The sequence below is a fragment of the Paraburkholderia sacchari genome (assembly GCF_000785435.2).
GTDB classification, from domain to species: domain Bacteria; phylum Pseudomonadota; class Gammaproteobacteria; order Burkholderiales; family Burkholderiaceae; genus Paraburkholderia; species Paraburkholderia sacchari.
Genome location: NZ_JTDB02000001.1, coordinates 1,086,137 through 1,109,213, shown reverse-complemented (window position 1 = coordinate 1,109,213; position 23,077 = coordinate 1,086,137). Strand labels below are relative to the sequence as shown.

Genomic DNA, 23,077 nt, shown 5'->3' with positions numbered 1-23,077 from the left:
GCGACATTGCGGCCAGCGCCCTTCCCCGGACGCCATGCAGCCCGACGCGAACCCCAGACGCCCGGATGCGCGAGATCTCTCCATTACCTGCATGCAGACGGCCACATCTTTACGTCTTCACAACCGCGGCTACTACTGTGGTTTTAATGCCCGGCAAAACTGTGCGGCCCGGGTATGGAGAATAGAAGTATCGAAACGTGCGTGGCGTGCGTGGCGTGCATGCCGGAAGCGAGCTTCGCGGCGCCGCCTTAATTGCACGCGTGCTTAATACCCCTCACGAGCACGCGTAAATTATAAATTGGAAAAATGACTTTTTTGTAAACTTTATTACTTGTTCCGGCAATTTTTCCCGATTCATCCGCTATATGCATTGCACATTGATTGGTGCGTCGATCTGCGCGTTTGATGCTTATGGCGACGATGCCGGCATGGCGCTGCCGGCCCCCTTGTGCTGTTGGGAATGACTGGGCGGCGGCTGCTGCTTGCTCGTTCTCGCCTTGTGCTCCGCCTTGCGTTGTGCATCCTGCATCTGTTTCATGCCCGGCGCACCCATTTGCGCGTGAGCCGGTCCAATGCAGATCGATGAAATAGCCAGCGTCGCCAGCAATAGCCGCCACCGGGCGCGAGACAGGATCATGAGATCACCTCATTCGATAAGCGCCGCGATGCGAGTCTGGAGCGGCACGGACTCTATCACTTTACTTAATCGATACCGGAATTCAAACACACGTTATACCCAGTTCTCTTCAAAGCAACACAAGGCAATCGCGCCGGAATGGACGGCACCATTTTCATATGAACAATCCGCAATTCTTCTGGGCTCTTCATAAACCAAAGTCAGCGCGCATAGACGAAATTGATTCGCGATACGCGTATATAAATAGTCAATAGGACTCTGGTCCGATTGCTCCAGCGGGCCGCAATTGCGAGCATGCGACGATAACCTTCCTGGGCTGCGTCATGCCGCGACCCGCGAATCAGCGGAATCAACGGGTTCGACTGGACAATGGGAGAAGTGGCCATGATCGGGTGGACTAAGCGAATCTCCGGCGCGATGCGTCTGTTGTTGCTGGCGTTATTGAGCGCCGTGTCGTGCGTGGCGCTCGCGCAAGAGCCGGCGCCTTCCGCAACCTATAAACCCGAAGAGATCGAGGCGCTTGTCGCGCCTATCGCGCTCTACCCCGACTCGGTGCTCGCCACGGTCCTGATGGCTTCGACCTATCCGCTCGAAGTCGTCCATGCGGCGCGCTGGGCCAAGGAGCATCCGAAGCTCAAGGGCGACGAAGCGGTGAAGGCGGTGCAAGACCAGCAATGGGATACCAGCGTGAAATCGCTGGTTGCGTTCCCCCAGATCCTGGAGCCGATGAACGACAAGATCGACTGGACGCAGAAGCTCGGCGACGCCTTCCTGGCTCAGGAAAAAGACGTGCTGGACGCCGTGCAGCGGCTGCGCGCCCGCGCCCAGGATGCCGGCAACCTGAAGTCGAACGAGCAGCAACAGGTGATCGTCGAGCAGCCCCAGCAACAAGGCGGGCAGTCTGTCGTGCGCATCGAGCCCACCAACCCCGAGGTGATTTACGTCCCCGCCTACAACCCGACCGTGGTGTACGGCGCATGGAGCTACCCCGCCTATCCGCCGACCTATTGGCCCCCGCCTCCCGCGTACTACCCTGGCGGCGCGCTCATGACCGGCTTCGCGTGGGGCGTCGGACTCGCCGCGGCGGGCGCGATATTCGGCAGCTGCAACTGGGGCGGAGGCGACGTCAACATCAACGTCAACAAGGCCGCGAACATCAATCGCAATTTCGACCGCACCAAAGTTCAGAACGGCAAGTGGAACCACGACCCCGGCCATCGCCAGGGTGTCGCGTACCGCGACAACGCCTCGCGCGAGAAGTTTGCGCGTAACGTGCCGGGCGGCGATGCGCGCCGCGACTATCGCGGCCGCACGGGCGGCGCCGGCGGGCCGGGAGGCGTGGGCGGGCCCGGGAAGCCTGGCGGTATCGGTGGCGCGGGTGGCGTGGGCGGACCCGGGAAGCCTGGCGGTGTCGGCGGCGCGGGTGGCGTGGGCGGGCCCGGGAAGCCTGGCGGTGTCGGCGGCGCGGGTGGCGTGGGCGGGCGCGGGAAGCCTGGCGGTGTCGGCGGCGCTGGCGGCGTGGGCGGACCCGGGAAGCCGGGTGGTGTCGGCGGCGCTGGCGGCGTGGGTGGGCCAGGAGGCGCCGGTAGCGCGGGCAGACCGGGCGGCGCAGGCGGTGCTGGCGGCCCCGGAGGGCGCGGCGGCGGCTATGCCGGCGGTGGACGCGACAACGCCTTCCAGGGCGTGGGCGGCGGCGGCGCCACGCAACGCGACATCAACCGTGGCAGGTCTAGCGTAGGCTCCTCGGGTTTCAATCGTGGCGGTGGCGGCGGCGGCGGCAACATGCGCGCAGGTGGCGGCGGCCGTGGCGGCGGCAGACGCTAGGGAGAACGAACATGAAAGAACGATCGCCACTTCAGCCATCCCGGCCGATTCAGTCGTTTCAGCGGCTTCGCCCTGCCACTCGCCTCGCCATCGCGGCGGCGTTGACGGTTGCGCTCGCAATCAATCCCGCGCAGCCGTTCGCGGCCACGGCGCAAGCTTCATTCGCCACGCCCGAAGCGGCCATGAGCGCGTTCGGCGATGCGGTTGCCGGCAACAACGAAGCGGAACTGAGGAAACTGTTCGGCGCGGACTTCCGCCGGCTCGTGCCGCCGAACGGCGCGCAAATCAGGGAGACCTTCGTCGACCAGTGGAAGGTTTCGCATACGATCAAGCCAGACGGCGAGAACCACGCCCATATCGCGGTCGGCAACGACGGCTGGACATTCCCGATACCGCTCGTCAAGGACGCGCACGGCTGGCATTTCGACATGGCCGCGGGCGCCGAGGAAATGCGCGTGCGCCGCATCGGCCGCAACGAGCTTGCGGTCATCCAGACGATGCTCGCGATCTACGACGCGCAGCGCGAATATGCCTCGTCCTACCACGATGGCAGCGATACGTATGTCTACGCGCGCCGTCTCGCCAGCACGCCCGGCAAGCACGACGGACTTTACTGGCCCACCGCGGACAACGAAGACCCGAGCCCGCTCGGAGAAGCGTTCGCCACCGCGGGCACGCGCATGAAAGAGAGCAGCGGCTATTACGGCTATCACTACAAGCTGCTGACCTCGCAGGGGCCGCACGCCCCGGGCGGCGCCTACGACTACCTCGTGCGCGGCCAGTTGTTCGGCGGCTTCGGCGTGATTGCATGGCCGGTCAAATACGGCGACACCGGCGTCAAGACCTTCATGGTGAGCCACGACGGGCAGGTCTACGAGCGCGACCTCGGCCCCGACAGCGCGGCCAAAGCCGAAGCAATGACGTCATTCGATCCGGGCCCCGGCTGGGCGAAAGAGCAAGACACCCAAGCGGATACGCAATCGGCCACACCATCCGGCACACCACCGGCCACACCCGCCGGCACAAACTCGCAATAGCGGCGCGCCCCGCCCTCGCGTCAGGGGCGGGGCCCGCCGCGATGGCCCGCTTGCGGATCGGCGGCCGTTGTGCCGAGGTAATCGTCGACCGCGCTGCCCACGGTCGGATGAAAGCGCTCGCTGCCTATCAGCGCCATCAGCTCGAAACGCTTGAGCTTGTCGCGCACGGGGTCCTTCATCTCGGCAAAATGCAACGCGACGCCGCGCTCATCCAGCACGCGAACGAGTTCGCGCAGCATGTCGGCAGAGGTCACGTCCACGCTGGTCACGGGCTCGGCGGCCACCACGATGCGGCGCACCGGCGTGGGCGAGGTATCGACCGCGTGCAACAGGCGCTCCTGAAACAGCTCCGCGTTGGCAAAAAACAGCGGCGCGTCCCAGCGGAACAGCACGAGCCCCGGAATCCGCACGGCGTTCGGGTAGCGCTCGATGTCGTGGTATCCGCGCACATCTTCCACGCGGCCGAGAATCGCGTAATGCGGCCGCCAGCCATCCCACAGGAATTCGATGATGGCGATGACCACCGCGATGCCGATGCCGGGAATCGCACCGAACACCGCAACGCCCGCGAAGCACACCATGGAAAGCCAGAACTCCCATTGCTGGATGCGGTAGATGCGCTTGAGGTCGACGAATTCGAACAAACCGATGGCGGCCGCAATCACCACGGCGGCGAGCGCGCTGTTGGGCAGATAGCGCATCAGATTCGGCGCTGCGAGCAGCAATGCCGCGCAGGCTAGCGCGCCCACCACGCCGGTCAGCTGGGTTTGCGCGCCCGCGGCTTCCGCGACCGGCGTGCGCGACGAGCTGCTGCTGATCGGGAAGCCATGAAAGAAGCCCGCGGCCAGATTGGCGATACCGAGGCCCACCATCTCCTGGCTCGGATCGACGCGGCTATGGAAGCGCGCCGCGAAGGTGCGCGACAGCACACTGGTGTCCGCGAACGATATCAGCGCGACCGCGCAGCCGCCGAGGACGATCCTGGTCAGATCGGCGCCGCTCGCCCATGGGATGGCGAACGACGGCAAGCCCTGCGGAATCTTGCCGAGCACCTTGACGCCGTGACTGTCGAGATTGAACACGCTCACGCATAAGGTTGCGACCACAACGGCTATCAGAATGCCCGGCACCTTTTCGAAGCGCTTGAGGAACAGGATCAGCACGAGGCTTCCCGCGCCCACCGCGAAGCTGTACCAGTTGGCTTTGCCATCTGAAAGCGCCATGGCGAGGCTCACCAGGTCCCGCAACGGCCCACCCTCGTCGACGGAAATGGCGAACAGCTTGGGCAACTGGCTGACCAGCACGGCAATGGCGATGCCGTTCATGTAGCCATAGCGAATCGGCTTCGAGAGCAGCTCGGTCACGAACCCGAGGCGCAGCAATCCCATGAGAATGCAGAACGCGCCGGACACAATGGCCATCATGCTGGCGACGGCGATCGCGCGCGCGGGATCGCTGCCGGCCGTCGCCGCCACGACGGCCAGAATCGGCGCCGCGAGCGCGGAGTCGGGCCCGAGGACCAGAATCCGGCTCGGCCCGAACACCGCATAGGCCAGCAACGGAATGATCGTCGCGTAGAGGCCGTAGACGCCGGGAACGCCCGACGCCTCGGCGTACGCGATGCCCACCGGCACGAGCATGGTGGTCAGGACGAGCCCCGCCGCTATGTCGCGCGGCAACCAGCCGATGCGGTATTCCTTGAGCGTGAGGAGGCCAGGCAGCCAGCGCAGCCATCCTTGCGTCCCGTTCGCGGGACGGGTGCCGTTGGGACCGGTTCTATCGGGTTGCATAAGCGTAATCCATGGCGCCAGACGTCATTTAATGGACCTGACCGGTGCTAATGGCAGCGGCAATATCCGTACTGATCACCCCGAGCGCCCGCTCATGCGCCGCCACCAGCGCGCCATAATCGCGCCCGTCGACCGCTTCGCGAGCCACGGTTTGCCCCAGCACGGGCGCGCCATTGCCAGGCGGCCGCACGCTCCATTGCGCGTCGATAGTCACGGCCTCGCCAGGCACACTATCGATGCTCACGACATCCACGCGCACATGCCACTCCGATGAAGCGCTCGCACCCGCCTCGACCAACGACACCCGCGCCGTAGCCAGGCGCTGCCCAAGATCGGCGGCAAGCACGCGCGCGATATTCGTCCTCAGCGGCTCGGCCCAGCGCGCGAATTCGTTCAGCTCGATCCGGTTGCCGGCGCCGCGCGTGACGATCTGCGGGCGGTCGACGATGTCGGGCACGGTAACCGGACTCACGACGATGTTCATGGTCGCGCGCGCGGGCGGGTCGGTGCGCTGCGCATCGCCGTGCATGAGATAGAACGTCGGCGAGGGCGAACGGCAGCCCGCGCCGGCAGTCAGCGCGATCAGCACAAACAGGCAGGCAACGGGCACGCGTGCGCGAATCATGGGCTGTCTCCCGGCTTGCCGCGCACCACCGCCTCCGGATGCCGCTCAAGATAATCCGTGAGGTTGCGCACCGAGGCCGCGGTGCGAGCCAGTTCGCGCATGGCGTCGCTGGTGTTCTGCTGCAATTGCGTGTCGGGCTGCAACGCGGAATTCGCCGCTTCGAGCGCCGAGCGCGCCGACGACAAGGTGCCTTGCGCCTCTGGCACCACGTCGGCGCCTAGCTTCTTGATCACGTCGTTGGTGTTCTGCAGCGTTTGCTGCGCCTGCGCGCCGAGCTGATCGAACGGAATGCCGTTGAGCTTCGCGAGCAGCCGTGTCAGCGACTCCTGCAGCGATTGAAGCGTACGTGGAGCCGTCGGCAACTCGGGCGGCGATTTGGTCCAGTCGATCTTCGCCTTCGGCGAGTCCGGGAAAATGTCGAACGCGAGGTAAAGCTGCCCGGTCAGCGGATTGCCCGAACGCAACTGGAAGCGGAAGCCGCTGGCGACCAGGAAATCGGCCAGCTCGCGCGGCGACGACGCAATGCGCCCGGCCGGCTTCGGACCGTTTTGATAGCGCGAGGTGAAGCGCTCCGGATACAGGTTGATCTCCACAGGCACGCTGAACTGGCGCTTGACCGGATCGAAGCGCGTGAAGATGCGCGTCACCTCGCCGATCTCGACGCCGCGGAAATCGACCGGCGCGCCCACGGTCAGACCGCGCACCGAGTCGTAGAACGTCACGATATAGGTATCGACGATGCGGTCATGCGGCCGCATCGCTTCCGCGTGCGTTTCGTACAGATCGAAGCGCGTGTTTTCGGCGGCCTCGGGCGTGTTGCGGTCGGAGTCCGGCGTCTCGAAGGCAATGCCGCCGATCAGCATCGACACGAACGACTGCGTATTGATCTGCACGCCATCGGAGCTGAGCGACACGTCGAGCCCGCTCGCATGCCAGAAGCGCGTATCGCTGCGCACGTAGCGGTCGTAGGGCGCGTTCACGAACACATGCATCGTCACGCCCTTGCCGCTCGGGTCGAGTTCGTACGAGGAAATCTGCCCCACCTGCAGACGGCGGAAGAACACCGGAGAACCGGCGTCGATCGAACCCATGTCCGCGCTGCGGAGCACGAATTCGCGGCCTGGAATGTCGCTCGGAAACACCGGCGGCACTTCGAGGCCGACGAAGTCGTGGCGGGCCTTTTTCGAATTGCCCTCGTCCATGCCGACGTAGGAGCCCGACAGCAGCGTGCCGAGACCCGACACCGTGCCGCCGGAAATGCGCGGACGCACGACCCAGAAGCGCGTGTTGTCGACCAGCATGTCCGCCGCATCCTTCACGATCTCGCCGGTCGCGATCACGCGCTTGTGATCGCGCGACAGCGTCACCGACTTCACGATGCCGATGTCCACGTCCTTGTACTTGATTTTGGTCTTGCCGGCCTCGAGCCCGTCGCCGCTGCGAAAACTGATCGTGACCGTCGGCCCCTCTTCGAGCACCGCCTTCACGGCGAGCCAGCCGCCGATCAGGAGCGCGACGATCGGCACCAGCCAGACCAGTTGCATGCGCCAGTGCGAGCCCGCCACAGGTTTGGCCTGCGGGAGATCCGGCGAGGAGCCGCGAGAGCCGGGATCAGACATGGTCGAACTCCACGTGGTCCCAGATGAGGCGCGGGTCGAACGCGTTCGCGGCGAACATCGTCATGACCACGACGGCCCCGAAGGCGATGGCCGCGGGCCCCGCCTTGATCATCGCGAGCGCGCTGAACTGCACCAGCGCGACCAGCATCGTGACGACATAGATATCGAGCATCGACCAGTGGCCAATCAGCTCGATCATCCGGTAAATGCGCGCGCGCTCGCCGGGCAGCCATTTCGATGCGCGCTGCGCCGACCACGCCAGATAAGCGAGGCCGAGTATCTTCACCATCGGCACCGCAATGCTCGCAATGAACACGAGCACCGCGAGCGGCCATGAGCCCGATACCCATAGATAGGCCACGCCGCTCATGATGGTGTCTTTCTGCGTGCCGAACAGCGAGCTCGTGTCCATCACCGGCAGCACGTTCGCCGGCACGTACAACACGATCGACGCCACCAGAAACGCCCATGTGCGCGACAGGCTCGCGGGCTTGCGCAGATGCAGCGGCGTTGCGCAACGCGGGCACGCCACGGCGCCCGCGTGCGCGGGCATGCGCACCAGCAGCTCGCAGCAGTGGCACAACGCGATGCCGCAGGTCGCGCCGGTGAACCCGGGCAGCGGCGCTGCCGAGCCCTCCGATCGCTCCGGATCCTGCGGCGAAGGCATCGGAGAGATGCGGTGCCAGACGGCGGCCACATCGAGCGACGCGCCCGCGCCGGCGAGCACGATCATCAGCGCACCGAACGACCACAATGCGGTGCCGGTCACGACCGTGGCGATATGCGCGAGCTTGACGAGCGCGACCAGCAATCCCAGGATCAGCACTTCGGTCATGCCCCACGAGCGCGCCACGCCCATCACGCGAAACACGACGTTCGCGCGCCACGGCTTGCGCCCGAGCGCGAGCGGCACGAGCAGCCACAGCAGCGCCACGATCTGCGTGGCGGGCATCACCATCGTCGTGATGAACACCAGGCCCGAGATCGGCCACATGCCGTCGCGGTACAGCATCTCGACGGAACCCCATAGCGTCGCCTGGACGACATTGCCGTTGACCGCGAGGCCCACGATCGGATAGACGTTGGAGATGACGAACAGCACGAGCGCCGCCGCCGCGAGCGCGAGCGAACGCGTTCCGCTATCGGCATGATCGCGTTCGAGCTCCGCGCCGCAGCGCAGGCAGCGCAGCACGCCGCCATGCGGACAAGGCGCGCGCCGCTGCAGCAGATCGCAGTCGTGACACAGCAGCAATCCCCCAGGCGCGGGATGGCGATCGCTAGCGGACTGATCGGACTGATCGGACGGGGCTCTCATGGCGGCATACCGGCTCAAGCGTCCGGGGCCCCGTCGAGCACGGAGCGCACAGCGTCGATGAGGTCCGATTCGTCGAACGGCTTGCAAAGATAAGCCAGCGCGCCCCCTGCGCGCGCCTGCTCGCGCACGCGCGGCCCGTCGTAAGCCGTAATGATGATGACGGGCAGACCGGTGCCCGAGAGGCGCTGTTGCACGTCCAGGCCGCTCAAACCCGGCATCTGGAAATCGAGAATCACGCAGGCCGGCTGATACGGCGGCGTCGCCTGCAAGGCTTCGAGAAAGGCCTCGCCGCTCGTGAAAGCAACGGCCTCGATGCCCGCGGACTTCAACAGACGCCAAATTGCGCGCCCAACCGATTCTTCGTCGTCCACGATCGCCACAGATTGACTCGAAGCGCTCATTCGATCCACCAGGACGAAGCCGGTCCGGGCATTGGTCGCTTCCGAGCCATCAACGCCTGGCGATCTGCGGCTAGATGTAGGGTCGCGGCCGCGCATGGCATATAGAGCATGCGCGGCGCACCTGACTGCTTCTAATGCGGCTCCTTCGCTACTTCGCGTGAGCGGCCGTTTCAGCAGGCTGGACCGAGATGGCCAGCGCTTCCGTGTACACCGCCTCGACCTGGTCGCCCTTCTTGATGTTCGCCAGTTGGGCGGGGTCTTCGACCATCACGTCGACGGTGTTGCCCTCAGGCCCTTTGAGCGTGACGGTCTTGCTCTTCGGGTGCACGGCCACCACGTTCGCCACGACCGTCACTTGCCGGGAAACCGTACCGCCGGGCTTCGCACCGCTTGCCGCGCGCTCCATCGTGGGCGCCGGCGCATCGACCGAAGTCGCCCCGCCGCCGCCCTTCTTCAGGCTGAGCGAGAGGGCTTCGTGATACGTCGCGGTGACCTTGTCGCCAATCCTCAACTGATCAAAATTGCGGGCTTGCTCGCCGACCTGAACTTCGAAGGTCTTGCCGTCCGCGCGCTTGAGCCTGACGACGCGTGTCGCGGGGTCGACGTTCAGCACTTCCGCCGTCACCGTGTGCACGCCCGCGACCTTAACCTTGCCCGGCGCCTTCGCCACTGCCACGTCGGCTTGTCCCTGTGCGCATACCAGCTGAGCGACACCCATGAGCACCGTGGCGGCCAACAGTTTTAACTTCGGCATGGATCTCTCCGTCTACAGATTGAGCTTCGTCACTTTGGCGCCCGACAGCGACGCATCCGCCATCAGGCCCGTGTTGGTCATCACGAACGCGAGCACGGGCGCGGTCGCGGTGCGCGTATCGATGCTGCCGTTCGCGCCCAGCTTCACGAGCGAAACCTGCACATCGCCGCCGACCGACCAGCCCGCCGAATTGCGGAATTTGTCGAGCGCTTCCTGCGTCATGAACAGATAGACGATCGCGGTCGACTGGGCGCCCGCCTGGAATCCGAACGACGCCGCCGCCGTGCTGTAATAGCCGGAGGTCATGCCGCCCACGCGCAGCGAGCCTTCCCCATATGCCGCGCCCGCAATGAAGGCAGCCTTGACGACGGAGGGAAACGCGAGCACGCCGCGCGACTTGGTCACCAGCTCCTGCGCGCCCTTCACCGTCGTGTACAACCTCGACATCGTGCTGTCCACGGCGGCGTCGATCTGCTGGCGCTTCAATGCGTCGGTGGTTTCGCTCTGGCCACTGCTGGTGGTCGTGCTGCAACCGGAAATGGCCATGCTCACCGCAGCGGGCATCAGCGCAGCCTTAAGCACAAAAGTCCTTCGATTCATTAGCGTCCTCCGATTGGCTTCAAAAGCCCCGCAATACACGCTTCAGTCACGGGGCCGGCGTATCGTGCCGCCGCTACTGTGGTCCTATAATGTCAAATGCAAACGAAAGGACCTATCGGACCTTGGTCCTACATCTGCCTGACTTACTTGATCGTGTAGCCGCGCCCTTCCATGCAGGCGGCGAAGGCGCGATTGAAGGTATCCATGGCGCCCTGCGACTGGGCTTGCGCGTTGGCCTGCGCGTTGCGCTTGTTCTGGCGCGCCCGCGCGCCGCCGACCATCGTGCCGCCCACCGCGCCAATGGCCGCGCCCTTGCCGGCGTCGCCCGCAATCGCGCCGATCACCGCGCCGCCCGCTGCGCCGCGCGCCGCGCCGCCGACCCGCTCACCGCCGCCGACGGCCGGCCCGGAAGGTGCAGGCGCAGCCGACACCTGAGTGGGGTCGATGCCGGTATTGCTCTTGGCCCACGAGTAGCACGCGCCTTGATCCTTCTGCTGCTGCGCCTGGCTCTGGCCCTTCGCCGGGTAGACGATCGGCCCGGCGCTCGCGAGGCTCGCCGGCAGCAGTCCCGCAACAACGCATACACGGATGAGGCGTTTCATACACAGGCTCACGATGCCTCCCCGGCTCTATGCCAGGTAGAACGAACTATGATCGGAACAAAGCCGGCGCTCGCGGAGATTGCCGGCCGGTGCATACCCGGCAATCCCGCCGCGACGCCCGCCATGCGCGCAGGGTGAGACACCCGCCGCTCCTCAGCATCGGATGGCCGCCAGACCGGGACAATCGGACCAAAGTCCTATTGGCGTGTGCGACTGCGCCGGCCTGCGGGCGCCAAAGCGTGCGAGCGGGTGCCTTTGGAACAGAGGGCCAGACCGATGCCGATCAGAACGCGTGGCGCGTCCCCGCCGCCACCTGCGTCCCGCCATCCCCCAAAGTGGGGACGCTTGCTAAAATCGCTGGCGCACGGTCTGTTCAGAAGCGGGGATGAACAATCCCGCGAACGGGTGCAAATACGCGGTTCGTCCTCCTCGGGCGGCTCGTCTGGAAGTAGCGCGGGAACCGTCAACTACTCGGTCTTGAGCGCTACGTGCGGGATATACAACGGCGGGCCAAACAACTCGTGCATCATGCAAATCCAGAACACGGGCACCGTGCCAATCAGTTGTATTGTCAACTACTACTACCAGTACCCGGATGGCACAGGCGCGCTCGCGAGCGGCCAATCCGCACCATCGACCGGATATATAGCCGTGGGTGAAACAGGCAGTACAAGCGTCGGATTGTCGGATCGAAACCTGTCGCTCAACAGTTACAACGTGAGCTGTAGCGCCTGGCCGTTCAAGTGATCCGCAATTGACGTCAAGGAGGCGGGACTCGGCCATCGGCTCGAGTCCCGCCGCACTTCCGATCGATCAGGAACGACTGGATGTGTTGCAAGACGGCGTCACAGCACCGCAACCACCTTTATGTCGCTGCGATCCGCCGAAGCCACCACCTTGCCATCCACGCGCCGGAACGTGAGCGTGACCGTGGCGTTGCCCACGCGCAGATCGCCCACTTCGAGCCAGTCGATGCCGTCGGGCAGCATGGGCTGCTCGACGCGCACTTCGCGGCGCGTCGCGTCGATGCTCACGCCGAGGCACGCTTCGAGCATCATGAACGGCGAGCCCGCGGCCCAGGCCTGCGGCAGGCACGCCACCGGATACGCGGTGGGCGGCTCGCCGCGGCGCTGCGGGAAGCCACAGAACAGCTCGGGCAAGCGCATATCGAACGTGACCGCCGCTTCGAACAGCGCCTGCAACAGGCGCACGGCCGCCTCCTTGCGGCCGTAGCGCGCGAGCCCGCGTGCGCATAGCGCGTTGTCGTGCGGCCAGACCGAGCCGTTGTGATAAGCCATCGGATTGAAGCGCGCCTGGCCCGCTGCCAGCGTGCGCACGCCCCACCCCGTGTGAAACAGCGCCGATTCGAGCACGCCGGCCACGGCGCGACCGCGTTCGTACTCAGGCAGGCCGAAGGCGAGCAGATGCCCCGCGTTCGACGCGAGCACGCGGCACAGCTCGCCGTGGCCGTCGAGCGCGATGCCGTAGAACCCGGACTCCGCCATCCAGTACTTGTCTTCCACGCAACGGCGAATCCTGGCGGCGCGGCTCGCATAGCGCGCGGCCTCTTCAACGAGGCCGCGATGCGTGGCGAACTTCGCCATTGTCTCGAAGGCCGCGCTCGCATAGGCCTGCACTTCGACCAGTGCGATCGGGCCATCGGGGAAGCGGCCATCGGCATGGAACACCGAGTCGTGGCTGTCCTTCCAGCCCTGGTTCGCGAGGCCGCCTTCCGACTCGCGCTTGTAATCGAGCAGGCCGAGCGGATTGCGCTCGCATACGCCCGCGACCCAGGCCGCGGCGCGTTCGAGCGCGGGCCAAAGCTCGTCGATGAGCGACATGTCGCCGGTGCGCTCCGCATAGGCGCCCGCCAGCACGACGAACAACGGCGTTGAGTCCACGCCGCCGTAGTAGAGCGCGAACGGCACTTCGCCCGTGGCGGCCATTTCGCTCTTGCGCATCTCGTGCATGATCTTGCCGACCGCCGCGTCGCGGAACGCCGAGTCCTCGAGCGCCTGATGCGCCGCCAGGAAACGCAGCACGCCGCTCGCGAGCGCGGGCGCGAGCCACAGCGTCTGCAGCGACGTGATGATCGCGTCGCGGCCGAACGGCGTGGAGAACCACGGAATGCCGGCATAGGGATACGGGCCGGTGGGCAGATCGGTGGTGAGCAGGCCGAGATCGGCAATCGAGCGGTTGATCCACGCATTGAAGAGCGGATTGCTCGAACGCACATGCGCCGCCGCGCGGCGGCGCTCGCGCATCACGATGTGCGCGTCGACCAGCGCGGCGCGCACGGCCGCGCGGCCCACGCGCGATTCCTTCGAGTCGGCGAGGCAATTCGGCGCCTGGATGATGCCCGCGCTCCGCGCATCGGGCGCCGCGCCGGCGAGCGGCTCCACTTCGATAGCCACCGTGAGATAGACCGACACGCAAGCCTGCGCGGGCAGCGCCACGGTGAAGTCGGCGCGGTCGGCAAAGAGCTTGTCCGGCGTGGGCGAGAATTCGATGCGCACGCGCCGCGCGACTTTATCGAGGCCGATATATTCGAGCCGCACCTCGCCGTCTTCCACGCGCGGCGGCACGACCGTGCCCTGCCGCTCGCGCTTCAGGCCGCGCACTTCGAACATGTCGCGGAAGTCGCTCGCGAACGAGATCGACAGCGGCACGACTGCTTCTTCGGTGCCGTAGTTCGTGAGTTCGATGGCCTCGGTCATCATCGTGCCCGAGAGCACGCGCTCGCGCTCGACGTGAATCACGCCCTCGGGCGTGGTCGAGCCGCCGAGCGGCGGCAGCGGGCGGTTGGTCAGATGCGCGGTGAAAGCGGTGTTGTCGCTGCTCACGCTTCCCGAGAGCAGCGACGCCCTGCGCCCGCCGAAGGTGAGACGCAGCGAGGACAGCACGCGCGTGTCGTTGACGAAGAGACCATCGTCCACGCCGGTGATGTCGCCTTGCGAGTCGTTGACGATGAAAGTGTCGCCCGACTTGAGCACGTGCTGGTCCGCACTTGCGATCTCGGGTGTTTCAGGCGCGATAAATGCGCTATCGCTTTCGTGAACGGGATGGTCCACGCCGCCCTCGCGGGTGACGCCGCCGAGTGATTCGGGATCCTGCATCGCGTGCCTCCTGGTCGGTTCGCGCTTGCTCGATTGGCATGATTGGCTCGATTGTAGTGGCTCGAGCAGCAATCGTACGAAAGCTTTGTCCGAACAGGAGGCCGCAGGTTCGCGGCAAATTCGCCGCGGATTCGCGGTAGATTCACCCGCGGCGCGAGCCGAAATCAGCGCGTGGCGATCGGCGTCGCCTCGCGCGAGGCTTCGCCCACGAACAGCTGACGCGGACGACCGATCTTCTGCTCGGGGTCGGCGATCATTTCGTTCCACTGCGCGATCCAGCCCACCGTACGCGCCATCGCGAAGATGCAGGTGAACATGGACGTGGGGATGCCCAGCGCGCGCTGCACGATACCCGAGTAGAAGTCGACGTTCGGATACAGCTTGCGCGACACGAAGTATTCGTCTTCCAGCGCGATCTTTTCGAGCGCCATCGCGAGCTTGAACAGCGGATCGTCGTGCAGGCCGAGTTCATTGAGCACTTCGTGGCACGTTTCGCGCATGAGCTTCGCGCGCGGATCGTAGTTCTTGTAGACGCGGTGGCCGAAGCCCATCAGCTTCACGCCCGAGTTCTTGTCCTTGACCTGCTTGATGAACTCGGGGATGTTGTCGACCGAGCCGATCTCTTCGAGCATGTTCAGCGCGGCTTCATTTGCGCCGCCGTGCGCCGGGCCCCACAAGCAAGCGATACCGGCCGCGATACATGCGAACGGATTCGCGCCCGACGAACCCGCGAGACGCACCGTGGATGTCGAGGCGTTCTGCTCGTGGTCCGCGTGCAGGATCAGGATGCGGTCGAGCGCGCGCACGAGCACGTCGTTGACCTTGTATTCCTCGGCCGGGTTCGCGAACATCATGTGCATGAAGTTCGCGCTGTACGAAAGGTCATTGCGCGGGTACACGAACGGCTGGCCGATCGAGTACTTGTACGCCATGGCGACCAGCGTCGGCAGCTTGGCGATCATGCGGATCGCGGATACGTCTCTGTGCTGCGGGTCGTTGATGTCGAGCGAGTCGTGATAAAACGCCGAGAGCGCGCCCACCGCGGCGACCAGAATCGCCATCGGATGCGCGTCGCGGCGGAAACCACGGAAGAAGAAGTGCATCTGCTCGTGAACCATCGTGTGGTTCGTGACCATCGCAACGAATTCGTCCTTTTGCTGCTGCGTGGGCAGCTCGCCCTTCAGGAGCAGGTAGCAGGTTTCGAGGAAGTCGGCGTTCTGCGCGAGATTGTCGATCGGGTAGCCGCGATAGAGCAGCTCGCCCTTGTCGCCGTCGATGTAGGTGATCGCGGAGTTGCATGCCGCCGTCGACATGAAGCCCGGGTCATACGTGAACATGCCGGTCTGGCCGTACAGCTTGCGGATGTCGATCACGTCCGGGCCTGTCGTGCCCTTGTAGACCGGCAGTTCGACGTCTTCTGAGCGGCCGGGGATCGTGAGTGTGGCGTGGGTCGTTGCATCGATCATGACTTGTCCTTGCATGGGTATTTCCGGCCGCTTATCTGCAAAATTCGTGCAAAACGCGTGCAAAACTCGCACAAAACTCATTGCGACCGTCTGCCGCATTTTACGGCGCAGTGCAGCATCCATTGATAGCGATCCTCGCAACAATGCCTCTCCCGACAAGCAATATTGCAGGCTTTCAACAGCCTTAACATCGATTATTGCAACAATATTTTGCCTGTGCAGCGCAACATAGGCCCGTTCCGCTCTGACATACTGCCTCGCACGCCGGACCTCTCCGGCCGATACGCACAACATGATGAGGAATGAACAGATGAACATTTCGGTCGATACCCTGTTCGCAGAAAACGAGCTTGCGGAAGACGCTGCCGTCACCGCGCTCAATCACCAGGACATCGTGGTCGCGCTCTCGGCGGCGCTCGCGTCCGAGCGCGTGGCGGTGCTCCACATGCTCTACCCGCGCACCGACGCGCGCACGCACCGCAGCCTCGACGCTCTCGTCGATGTCCTGCACGGCCACGGCCTGCACGAGGTCGCGCGACTCGTCGCTCAGGAAGCGCACTACCTGGTGTTCAAGGATCCTGTTAAGGCATGGAAGGCGTTTCACGAAATCCGCAACGACTCGCTCGCCATTGGCGTGCATCTCTACTACGCCGGCCTCGTGGGCGAAGCGGCCGAGCACAAGCTCGACGCGCATGCGCACGGCCGCGAGTAACTCCAGTAAGTTCGGAGTGCCATACTTCTGGACTATTCCGGAAAGACCGCGCAGCGGCCATCATGTGGCCACACTGCGCGGCATCGTGAAGCGAAAGCGCTATCCCAGCGCCCGCACCAGCGCGTCGCGCCCGAGCATCGCTCCTTGCGCCGTGATCGTATGTCCTACGCCCGGCAGCGCGTACGCCGCCACGGCATAACCCGCGTCGCTGAATGCGAGGGCGGCGCGCTCCAGCTCCATCACCGGAATCACTTCATCGTCCTCGCCGTGCACGAGCGTGATGGGCGTGCGGCTCTTCGCGACGACCGGCGTGGCAAGACGTCCCGCATAGGCGACCACAGCCGCCGCGCCCTCGGGCTGCGTCGCCGCGTGGTAAAGCGACATGATCGACCCCTGCGAGAAACCGACCAGCGCGAGGCGATCGAAGCCGAGCCCCCAGTGCGCGAGCTCGTTGGCGAGGCGCTGCTCCAGCACCGGAGCCGCAGCGGCCACGCGCGCCGCGCGGTTGGTCTCGTTCACGTCGCGCAGCGTAAACCACTGCCGTCCGCCAAAGCCGCCGTCGAACGGCTCGTGGCCGTCGAACGAAGCGAACGCGACGCCGGGCAGCGCATCGCGCCAGGCGTCGGCTAGCGGCATCAGATCGCGCGCATTGCTCCCCACGCCGTGCAGCAGCACGACGACCGCACGCGCCGCGCCTTCGGCCGGTGCGAGACGCCAGCCGCCATCGAATGGTTCCCAGCTCATTGTCTTGCCCCCCTGTCGTCAAACTGCCGCCCTTTTGCCAACACCCCCTGCCGCCAGGCCGGCCTGCTGCCAGCATACGCCGCCCTTGCGACCCGCGTATGTCCGCTCACTGAACCGCCGGTAAAACGAAAGGCAAGTGTAATGACATCAGCGACGGCGCGGCCAGACGATGCCCCTGCGCCGCCTGGGGATGCTTTCACGCCCTCCCATGCCGTAGCGCGATTGCAGGTATCCTTGCCGCAAATCCGGTCGGCCGTGCGAGCCCGCGGCGGCCTCATTGCCCCTGCAGCCCCGGAATTCGCGGAGAAGAAGCTTGAGCCAACCCGCCGCCCCCTCGTCCTCGCCGTCCGCGCCGCCACCCGCGCCGCCGCCTCTCGAAGGCGGCAAGCTGATCCTCGCGACCATCGCCGTCGCGCTCGCAACCTTCATGAACGTGCTGGACACCTCGATCGCCAACGTGGCGATCCCGACCATCTCGGGCGACCTCGGCGTCTCGGTGGACGAAGGCACGTGGGTCATCACGGTGTTCGCGGCGGCCAACGCAGTCTCCATTCCGCTCACCGGCTGGCTCACGCAGCGCTTCGGCCAGGTGCGCCTGTTCGTGGCTTCGATCCTGTCGTTCGTGCTCGCTTCGTGGCTGTGCGGCGTCGCGCCCACGCTGCCGATCCTGCTGGTCGCGCGCGTGCTGCAAGGCGCGGTGGCGGGGCCGCTGATTCCGCTTTCGCAAGCCATCCTGCTCGGCTCCTGGCCGCGCGACAAATCGGCCACCGCGCTCGCGTTCTGGGCGATGACCACAACCGTGGGTCCGATTGCGGGCCCCGCGCTGGGCGGCTGGATCACCGACAGCTACAACTGGTCGTGGATCTTCTACATCAACATTCCGGTTGGCCTGTTCGCGGCCTCGGTCACGTGGTCGATCTATCGCCACCGCGAGTCGGCCACGCGCAAGCCGCCCATCGACGTGGTGGGCCTGGGGCTGCTGATCGCGTGGGTCGCCTCACTGCAGATTCTGCTCGACAAGGGCAAGGACCTCGACTGGTTCGCCTCGCCCGTAATCGTGACGCTCGGGATCACCGCGATCGTGAGCTTCGCGTTCTTTCTGGTGTGGGAGCTCACCGCCGAGCATCCGATTGTCGATCTGCGGCTCTTTACGCAGCGCAACTTTCTTGGCGGAACCATCGCGATCTCGGTGGCCTATGGGGTGTTCTTCGGCAATCTGGTGCTGCTGCCGCAGTGGATGCAGGAATACCTGAACTACCGCTCGGTGGATGCGGGCCTCGTGACCGCGCCGCTCGGCATTTTCGCGCTGCTGCTGTCGCCCGTGGTCGGGCGCATACTGCCGCGCACCGACGCGCGCATGATCGCAACCGTCGCGTTCGTGCTGTTCGCCGTGGTGTTCTTCATGCGCTCGAAGTACGTGATCGAGATCGACACCTGGCATCTCGTGCTGCCCACGCTGCTGCAAGGCGTGCCGATGGCGCTGTTCTTCGTGCCGCTCACGGCGATCATCCTCGCGGGGCAGCCGCCGCAGCGCATTCCCGCTGCTGCCGGGCTGTCGAATTTTGTGCGCGTGTTCTGCGGCGCCGTCGGCACATCGATCGCGACGACCTCATGGAACAACCGCACGATCCTGCACCACGCGCGCCTCACCGAGCAAGCTTCGGTCAGCAACCCCGTCTTCACACAGTCGATCGCGCAGACGCAGGCCGCGCTGCATCTGAGCGAGCCCTCGGCGCATGCGCTGTTCGATTTCCAGCTCTCGACCCAGGCCGCGATGATGGGCCTGAACGACATCTTCTATATCTCGGCGATCATCTTTCTGGCGATCATTCCGCTCATCTGGATCACGAAGTCGACGAAGGGTTCGGGGGGCGGCGGCGCGGCGGGCGCGCATTGAGCCTGCCGCGTTGTTCGCATGGCCGCGTTGCCCGCGCTACGCGAACCGACTCGGCAAATAAGGCCTCGGATCGGTAAACGGCGTCTCGCCCATGATCTGCTCCGCCACGAGCCGCCCCGACACCGGCCCCAGCGTGAGCCCGTGGTGGTTGTGCCCGAACGCGAACCACAGCCCCGCATGGCGCGGCGCGGGTCCGAGCACCGGCCGCATATCGGGCGTGCACGGGCGCATGCCCATCCATGGCGCGTCGTCGAGCCGCTTGCCTAGCCCGAACATGGGCCGCGCCGCGCGCTCGGCCGCGTCGAGCTGCGCGTAGTTGGGCGGACGCCCGCGCTCGGCCAGTTCCACGCCGGTGGTGAGCCGCAGGCCGCGCTTCATCGGCGCGACCACATACCCGCCCTCGATATCCACCACGGGACGCGTGAGCGGCGCGGCCGCCTCGCTCGCGTAATGCATGTGATAGCCACGCTTGGGGCGCAGCGGCACGCGATAACCAAGCGGCGCGGTCACGAGATCCGACCACGGCCCGAGCGCCACGACAGCCAGTTCCGCCGACAACGGCCCAGCGTCGGTTTGCACCTGCCAGCCGCTGCCCTGCGCGCGCAGCGTGAGCGCATCGCCCTTCGCGAACGTGCCGCCTTCGCGCAGGAACAACTGCGCGTAGCCTTTCACGAGCGCGCCGGGGTCGGCCACGCTGGCCGGATCCATCCAGTGCAGCCCGCCCGCATAGCCCTCGGCGAGCGACGCCTCCGCCGCGCGCAAGCCCGCCGCGTCGAGCGCCGCCATGTGCAGCCCATGCTGCGCGGCCACCCGCTGCGCGTCCTCGCGCTCGCGCTCGAACTGCGCGAGTGAGCGATACGCCTCGATCCAGCCGACCGGGCGCACGAGCGGGCGCAGCTCCGTTCTTGCAATCAGCGCATCGTGCTCTGCCACGCTGCGCTCGATGAGCGGCAACATATCGCGCGAGGCACCCGCGAGCCGCGCCGGCGCCGACTCGCGCCAGAACGTCGCGAGCCAGCGCGCGTACGCGGGCAGCGAGCGCACGTCGTAGCGCAACATCGTCGAGTCATTGCGCATGAGCCGCAGCAGCATGCGCCAGTCACGCGGAAAACCATACGGCACCACCGACGACGCCTCGATCAACCCCGCGTTGCCGAAGCTCGTTTCCTCGCCCGGCTCGCGCCGGTCGACCAGCGTGACGCGCACGCCGCGCGCCTGCAGATGCAGCGCGACGCTCACGCCGACGATGCCCGCGCCCAGCACGATTGCGTCCTTGCTCATGCGGCTCCTCTGGAAGTCATGGATGGGGTTCCGGCGCGCATCACTTCGCGATGATGTCGCGGCCGAAGTACTTCATCGACAGTTTGGCGAGCGTGCCGTCCTTGCGCAACGCGTCGAGCGCCGCGACCACCTTCGCCTTGAGCGCCGCATCGGTCTTGCGCATGCCGAAGCCGGTGCCCTCGCCGAGCGTGGCGGGGTCCTTGAGCGGCGCGCCCGCGAAATCGAAGTCCTTGCCTTGCGGCTTCGACAGAAAACCGTCGGTGGCAGTCTGCACTTCCTGGACCGCGCCGTCCAGACGTCCCGCGGCCAGATCCGCGAAAATCTGGTCCTGGTTCTCATACGTGACGATCGACACACCCTCGGGCGCCCAGTGCTTGCGCACGTAGTCTTCCTGCGTCGACCCTTGCAGCACGCCAATGTGCTTGCCCTTGAGGCTCGCCGGCGTGGGCTGCAGCCCCGAGCCGCGCTTCGCGACCATCTGGATCGGCATCACGTAGATGGCCGGCGTGAAGTCGATCTGCTGACGCCGCTTCTCGGTGATGTTCATCGCCGAATTGATGGCGTCGAACTTGCGCGCCTCGAGCGCCGCGATCAGGCCGTCGAAGCTGTTCTCCACCCACACGCACTTCATCTGCAGACGCTGGCAGACCGCGTTGCCGATGTCGATGTCGAAGCCCTGCAGCTCGCCCGACGCCGTCTTGCTCTCGAACGGCGGATAGGACGCCTCCACGCCGAAGCGCAAGGTTTGCGCGCCCTGCGCGCTCTGTGCATGCGCCACGCCCGCCGTCATGCCGAGCCCCGCGCCCAGCAAACCGGCCAGGCCCGCAAGGCGGACCGCTCGCGCGTAGCGAATCATCTTCGTGTTCATCGTCGTCACCATAGTCGTTAAGAGGTCGGGCGGCGCCGTTCGTGAAGAAGTCCCGCGCCACGATGCAAATATAGACGAAAAATAAAAATAAAGTCTAGAATGGACAAAAATGTCTACATGGAGCACAGCATGTCCGATACGTCCCTTTCCTGCGCGAGCGCTGCCGCGCCGTCTTTGGCACCGTTCGTCGCCGACGCCGAGCAGGTGCGCGCCGCGCTGCCCGCCCTCGACGTGCGCGGCGTGCTCGCTGAAATGTTCGCCGCGCTCGGCCGTGGCGAGGCCGTCCAGCCGCCGCAGACGCTCGCGCTGTTTCCGCAGGACGCGGGCGACTTCATCACCTACCTTGGCGTGCTGTCCAGCGCGGGCGTGTTCGGCGCGAAGCTTTCGCCGTATATCGCGGGGACTCAGGGGGCCAAGCCCATCGTCACGGCCTGGACCGCGCTGATGTCGATGCAGTCCGGCCAGCCGCTGATGTGGTGCGACGCCGCGCTGCTCACGACCGAGCGCACGGCGGGCACGACGGCGCTCGCCATCGACCAGCTCGCGCCGCGCGGCGCACGCCGCCTCGCCGTGATCGGCGCGGGCGCGGTGGCGCTCGCGCACATTCGCCACGCCGCGCCGCTGCGCGCTTGGGAAAGCATTCGCGTGTACGCTCCGGGGCTCGCCGGCGACGGCGATCGCGCCGCGACCGTGCGCGCCGCCGACACCCGCGTGAGCCTCGCCACGACGGCGCGCGAATGCGCCGAGGACGCCGACGTCGTGATGCTCTGCACCTCCTCGGGCAAGCCGGTGCTCGCGCTCGACGCGCTCACGAAGCCCGCGCTCGTCACCTCGATCAGCACCAACGTCGCGCAGGCGCACGAAATCGATCCGGCCGCGCTGCCCGCGCTCGACGTGTATTGCGACTACCGCCGCACCACGCCATCGAGCGCCGGGGAAATGGTGCTGGCCGCGCGCGAGCACGGCTGGTCGCCGGACGCGATCGTGGGCGACCTCGCCGAGCTCGCGAACGACGCCTGCCCGCGCCCGGACTACGCGCGCCACGTGTTCTTCCGCTCGATCGGCCTCGGCCTCGAAGACATCGCGATCGCCTACGCGCTTTACACGCATCTGCGCGGAGCGGCTCGCTCATGAAGAAGCCACCCGCCTCGCCGAAGACGCCGCGCGAGCGGCTGCTCGAACGCTACGCGCACGTGGCGGACAGCATCACGACGCTGTTCTTTCCGTTCGCCGAAGTGGTGATCCACGATCTCGCGGATCAAACCGTGGCGTACCTGTCGAACAACCTCTCGAAGCGCGAGATCGGCGACGACTCGGCGCTCGAGGACGTCGAGGAAACCACGCGCAACAAGCTGCTGGGCCCCTACGAAAAAGTGAACTGGGACGGCCGGCGCATGCGCTGCGTGAGCACGGCGCTGTTCGACGACGCCGGGCACGCCATGGGCGTCATGTGCATCAACTTCAACATCGCCGCGTTCGACGACATGCACGCGACGCTCGACCTGTTCCTGCGCGGCTCGGGCGTGATCGCGCAGCCCGAGGAGCTGTTCAAGGACGACTGGCAGGAGCGCATCAACACCTTCCTGCACGGCTGGCTGCGCGAGCGCCAGGTGGCGCTCAACTCGCTCACGCGCGAGCACCGGCGCGAGCTGGTGGAGGCGCTGTATGCCGAAGGCGCATTCAAGGGCAAGAGCTCGGCGAACTATGTGGCGAAGGTGCTGGGCATGGGGCGCGCGACGGTGTACAAGCACTTGCGCGAGATGAAGGGCGACGCCTGACGACGAACCGG

The 23,077-nt window shown here is 65.9% G+C and carries 20 protein-coding genes; 6 read left to right on the top strand and 14 right to left on the bottom strand.

Annotated elements, in window-relative coordinates:
* Positions 1-248: 248 nt before the first annotated feature.
* Positions 249-617, bottom strand: a complete 369-nt coding sequence (locus NH14_RS04920; protein WP_152617033.1) for a hypothetical protein — start codon at positions 615-617, stop codon at positions 249-251.
* A gap of 404 nt (positions 618-1,021) precedes the next feature.
* Here NH14_RS04920 and NH14_RS33835 point away from each other — a divergent pair, with 404 nt between their 5' ends.
* Together NH14_RS33835 and NH14_RS04910 are read left to right on the top strand one after the other, a co-directional pair.
* Positions 1,022-2,461 carry a DUF3300 domain-containing protein gene (locus tag NH14_RS33835; protein ID WP_035521071.1) on the top strand — a complete coding sequence of 480 codons (1,440 nt, stop codon included), beginning with the start codon at positions 1,022-1,024 and terminating at the stop codon, positions 2,459-2,461.
* Between the two features lie 11 nt (positions 2,462-2,472).
* Complete coding sequence (locus tag NH14_RS04910) at positions 2,473-3,498, top strand: DUF2950 domain-containing protein (protein ID WP_084224960.1); 1,026 nt, start codon at positions 2,473-2,475, stop codon at positions 3,496-3,498.
* A gap of 20 nt (positions 3,499-3,518) precedes the next feature.
* Here the strand turns inward: NH14_RS04910 and NH14_RS04905 are convergent, their stop codons facing one another.
* From NH14_RS04905 to gltA, 10 genes are all read right to left on the bottom strand, one after another.
* Complete coding sequence (locus NH14_RS04905) at positions 3,519-5,288, bottom strand: SulP family inorganic anion transporter (protein WP_052147725.1); 1,770 nt, start codon at positions 5,286-5,288, stop codon at positions 3,519-3,521.
* A gap of 28 nt (positions 5,289-5,316) precedes the next feature.
* The gene (locus NH14_RS04900) at positions 5,317-5,913 is read right to left on the bottom strand and encodes a PqiC family protein (RefSeq protein ID WP_035521073.1); all 597 of its coding nucleotides are present in this window, start codon (positions 5,911-5,913) and stop codon (positions 5,317-5,319) included.
* Positions 5,910-7,532 carry a PqiB family protein gene (locus NH14_RS04895; RefSeq protein ID WP_035521075.1) on the bottom strand — a complete coding sequence of 541 codons (1,623 nt, stop codon included), beginning with the start codon at positions 7,530-7,532 and terminating at the stop codon, positions 5,910-5,912. The genes NH14_RS04900 and NH14_RS04895 overlap by 4 nt, the downstream gene beginning before the upstream one ends.
* Complete coding sequence (locus NH14_RS04890) at positions 7,525-8,847, bottom strand: paraquat-inducible protein A (RefSeq protein ID WP_084224962.1); 1,323 nt, start codon at positions 8,845-8,847, stop codon at positions 7,525-7,527. Before NH14_RS04890 ends, NH14_RS04895 begins: the two co-directional genes overlap by 8 nt.
* Positions 8,848-8,861: 14 nt before the next feature.
* A complete protein-coding gene (locus NH14_RS04885) occupies positions 8,862-9,248 on the bottom strand; it encodes a response regulator transcription factor (RefSeq protein ID WP_035521078.1) in 387 nt (128 codons plus the stop codon).
* A gap of 148 nt (positions 9,249-9,396) precedes the next feature.
* A complete protein-coding gene (locus NH14_RS04880) occupies positions 9,397-10,002 on the bottom strand; it encodes a hypothetical protein (RefSeq protein ID WP_035521081.1) in 606 nt (201 codons plus the stop codon).
* A 12-nt stretch (positions 10,003-10,014) separates the two neighbouring features.
* Positions 10,015-10,602, bottom strand: coding sequence for a BPSL1445 family SYLF domain-containing lipoprotein (locus NH14_RS04875; RefSeq protein WP_035521082.1), 588 nt, complete (start codon positions 10,600-10,602; stop codon positions 10,015-10,017).
* A gap of 143 nt (positions 10,603-10,745) precedes the next feature.
* Complete coding sequence (locus NH14_RS04870; RefSeq protein WP_035521084.1) at positions 10,746-11,204, bottom strand: glycine zipper domain-containing protein; 459 nt, start codon at positions 11,202-11,204, stop codon at positions 10,746-10,748.
* 845 nt (positions 11,205-12,049) lie between these two features.
* Positions 12,050-14,320: an amylo-alpha-1,6-glucosidase gene (locus tag NH14_RS04865; protein ID WP_035521086.1), complete on the bottom strand. Its 2,271-nt coding sequence runs from the start codon at positions 14,318-14,320 to the stop codon at positions 12,050-12,052.
* 164 nt (positions 14,321-14,484) lie between these two features.
* Positions 14,485-15,786 carry a citrate synthase gene (gltA, locus tag NH14_RS04860; RefSeq protein WP_035521759.1) on the bottom strand — a complete coding sequence of 434 codons (1,302 nt, stop codon included), beginning with the start codon at positions 15,784-15,786 and terminating at the stop codon, positions 14,485-14,487.
* 310 nt (positions 15,787-16,096) lie between these two features.
* On the opposite strand from gltA, the gene NH14_RS04855 reads away from it, so the two are divergent.
* Positions 16,097-16,498 (top strand): hypothetical protein, encoded by a 402-nt coding sequence (locus NH14_RS04855; RefSeq protein ID WP_035521088.1) that lies wholly within the window; start codon positions 16,097-16,099, stop codon positions 16,496-16,498.
* 99 nt (positions 16,499-16,597) lie between these two features.
* Here the strand turns inward: NH14_RS04855 and NH14_RS04850 are convergent, their stop codons facing one another.
* Entirely contained in the window at positions 16,598-17,242 is a 645-nt protein-coding gene (locus NH14_RS04850; RefSeq protein WP_035521090.1) for an alpha/beta hydrolase, read from the bottom strand.
* A 313-nt stretch (positions 17,243-17,555) separates the two neighbouring features.
* On the opposite strand from NH14_RS04850, the gene NH14_RS04845 reads away from it, so the two are divergent.
* Entirely contained in the window at positions 17,556-19,139 is a 1,584-nt protein-coding gene (locus NH14_RS04845) for a DHA2 family efflux MFS transporter permease subunit (protein ID WP_035521092.1), read from the top strand.
* A gap of 36 nt (positions 19,140-19,175) precedes the next feature.
* Here the strand turns inward: NH14_RS04845 and NH14_RS04840 are convergent, their stop codons facing one another.
* Complete coding sequence (locus NH14_RS04840) at positions 19,176-20,420, bottom strand: NAD(P)/FAD-dependent oxidoreductase (RefSeq protein WP_035521093.1); 1,245 nt, start codon at positions 20,418-20,420, stop codon at positions 19,176-19,178.
* Between the two features lie 40 nt (positions 20,421-20,460).
* On the bottom strand, positions 20,461-21,276 hold the full coding sequence (locus NH14_RS04835; RefSeq protein ID WP_407947128.1) for an ABC transporter substrate-binding protein: 816 nt from the start codon (positions 21,274-21,276) through the stop codon (positions 20,461-20,463).
* A 141-nt stretch (positions 21,277-21,417) separates the two neighbouring features.
* Between NH14_RS04835 and NH14_RS04830 the strand changes: the two genes are divergently transcribed.
* Together NH14_RS04830 and NH14_RS04825 are read left to right on the top strand one after the other, a co-directional pair.
* Positions 21,418-22,422, top strand: a complete 1,005-nt coding sequence (locus NH14_RS04830; RefSeq protein WP_052147726.1) for an ornithine cyclodeaminase family protein — start codon at positions 21,418-21,420, stop codon at positions 22,420-22,422.
* The gene (locus NH14_RS04825; RefSeq protein WP_035521095.1) at positions 22,419-23,066 is read left to right on the top strand and encodes a helix-turn-helix transcriptional regulator; all 648 of its coding nucleotides are present in this window, start codon (positions 22,419-22,421) and stop codon (positions 23,064-23,066) included. The genes NH14_RS04830 and NH14_RS04825 overlap by 4 nt, the downstream gene beginning before the upstream one ends.
* Positions 23,067-23,077 lie beyond the last annotated feature (11 nt).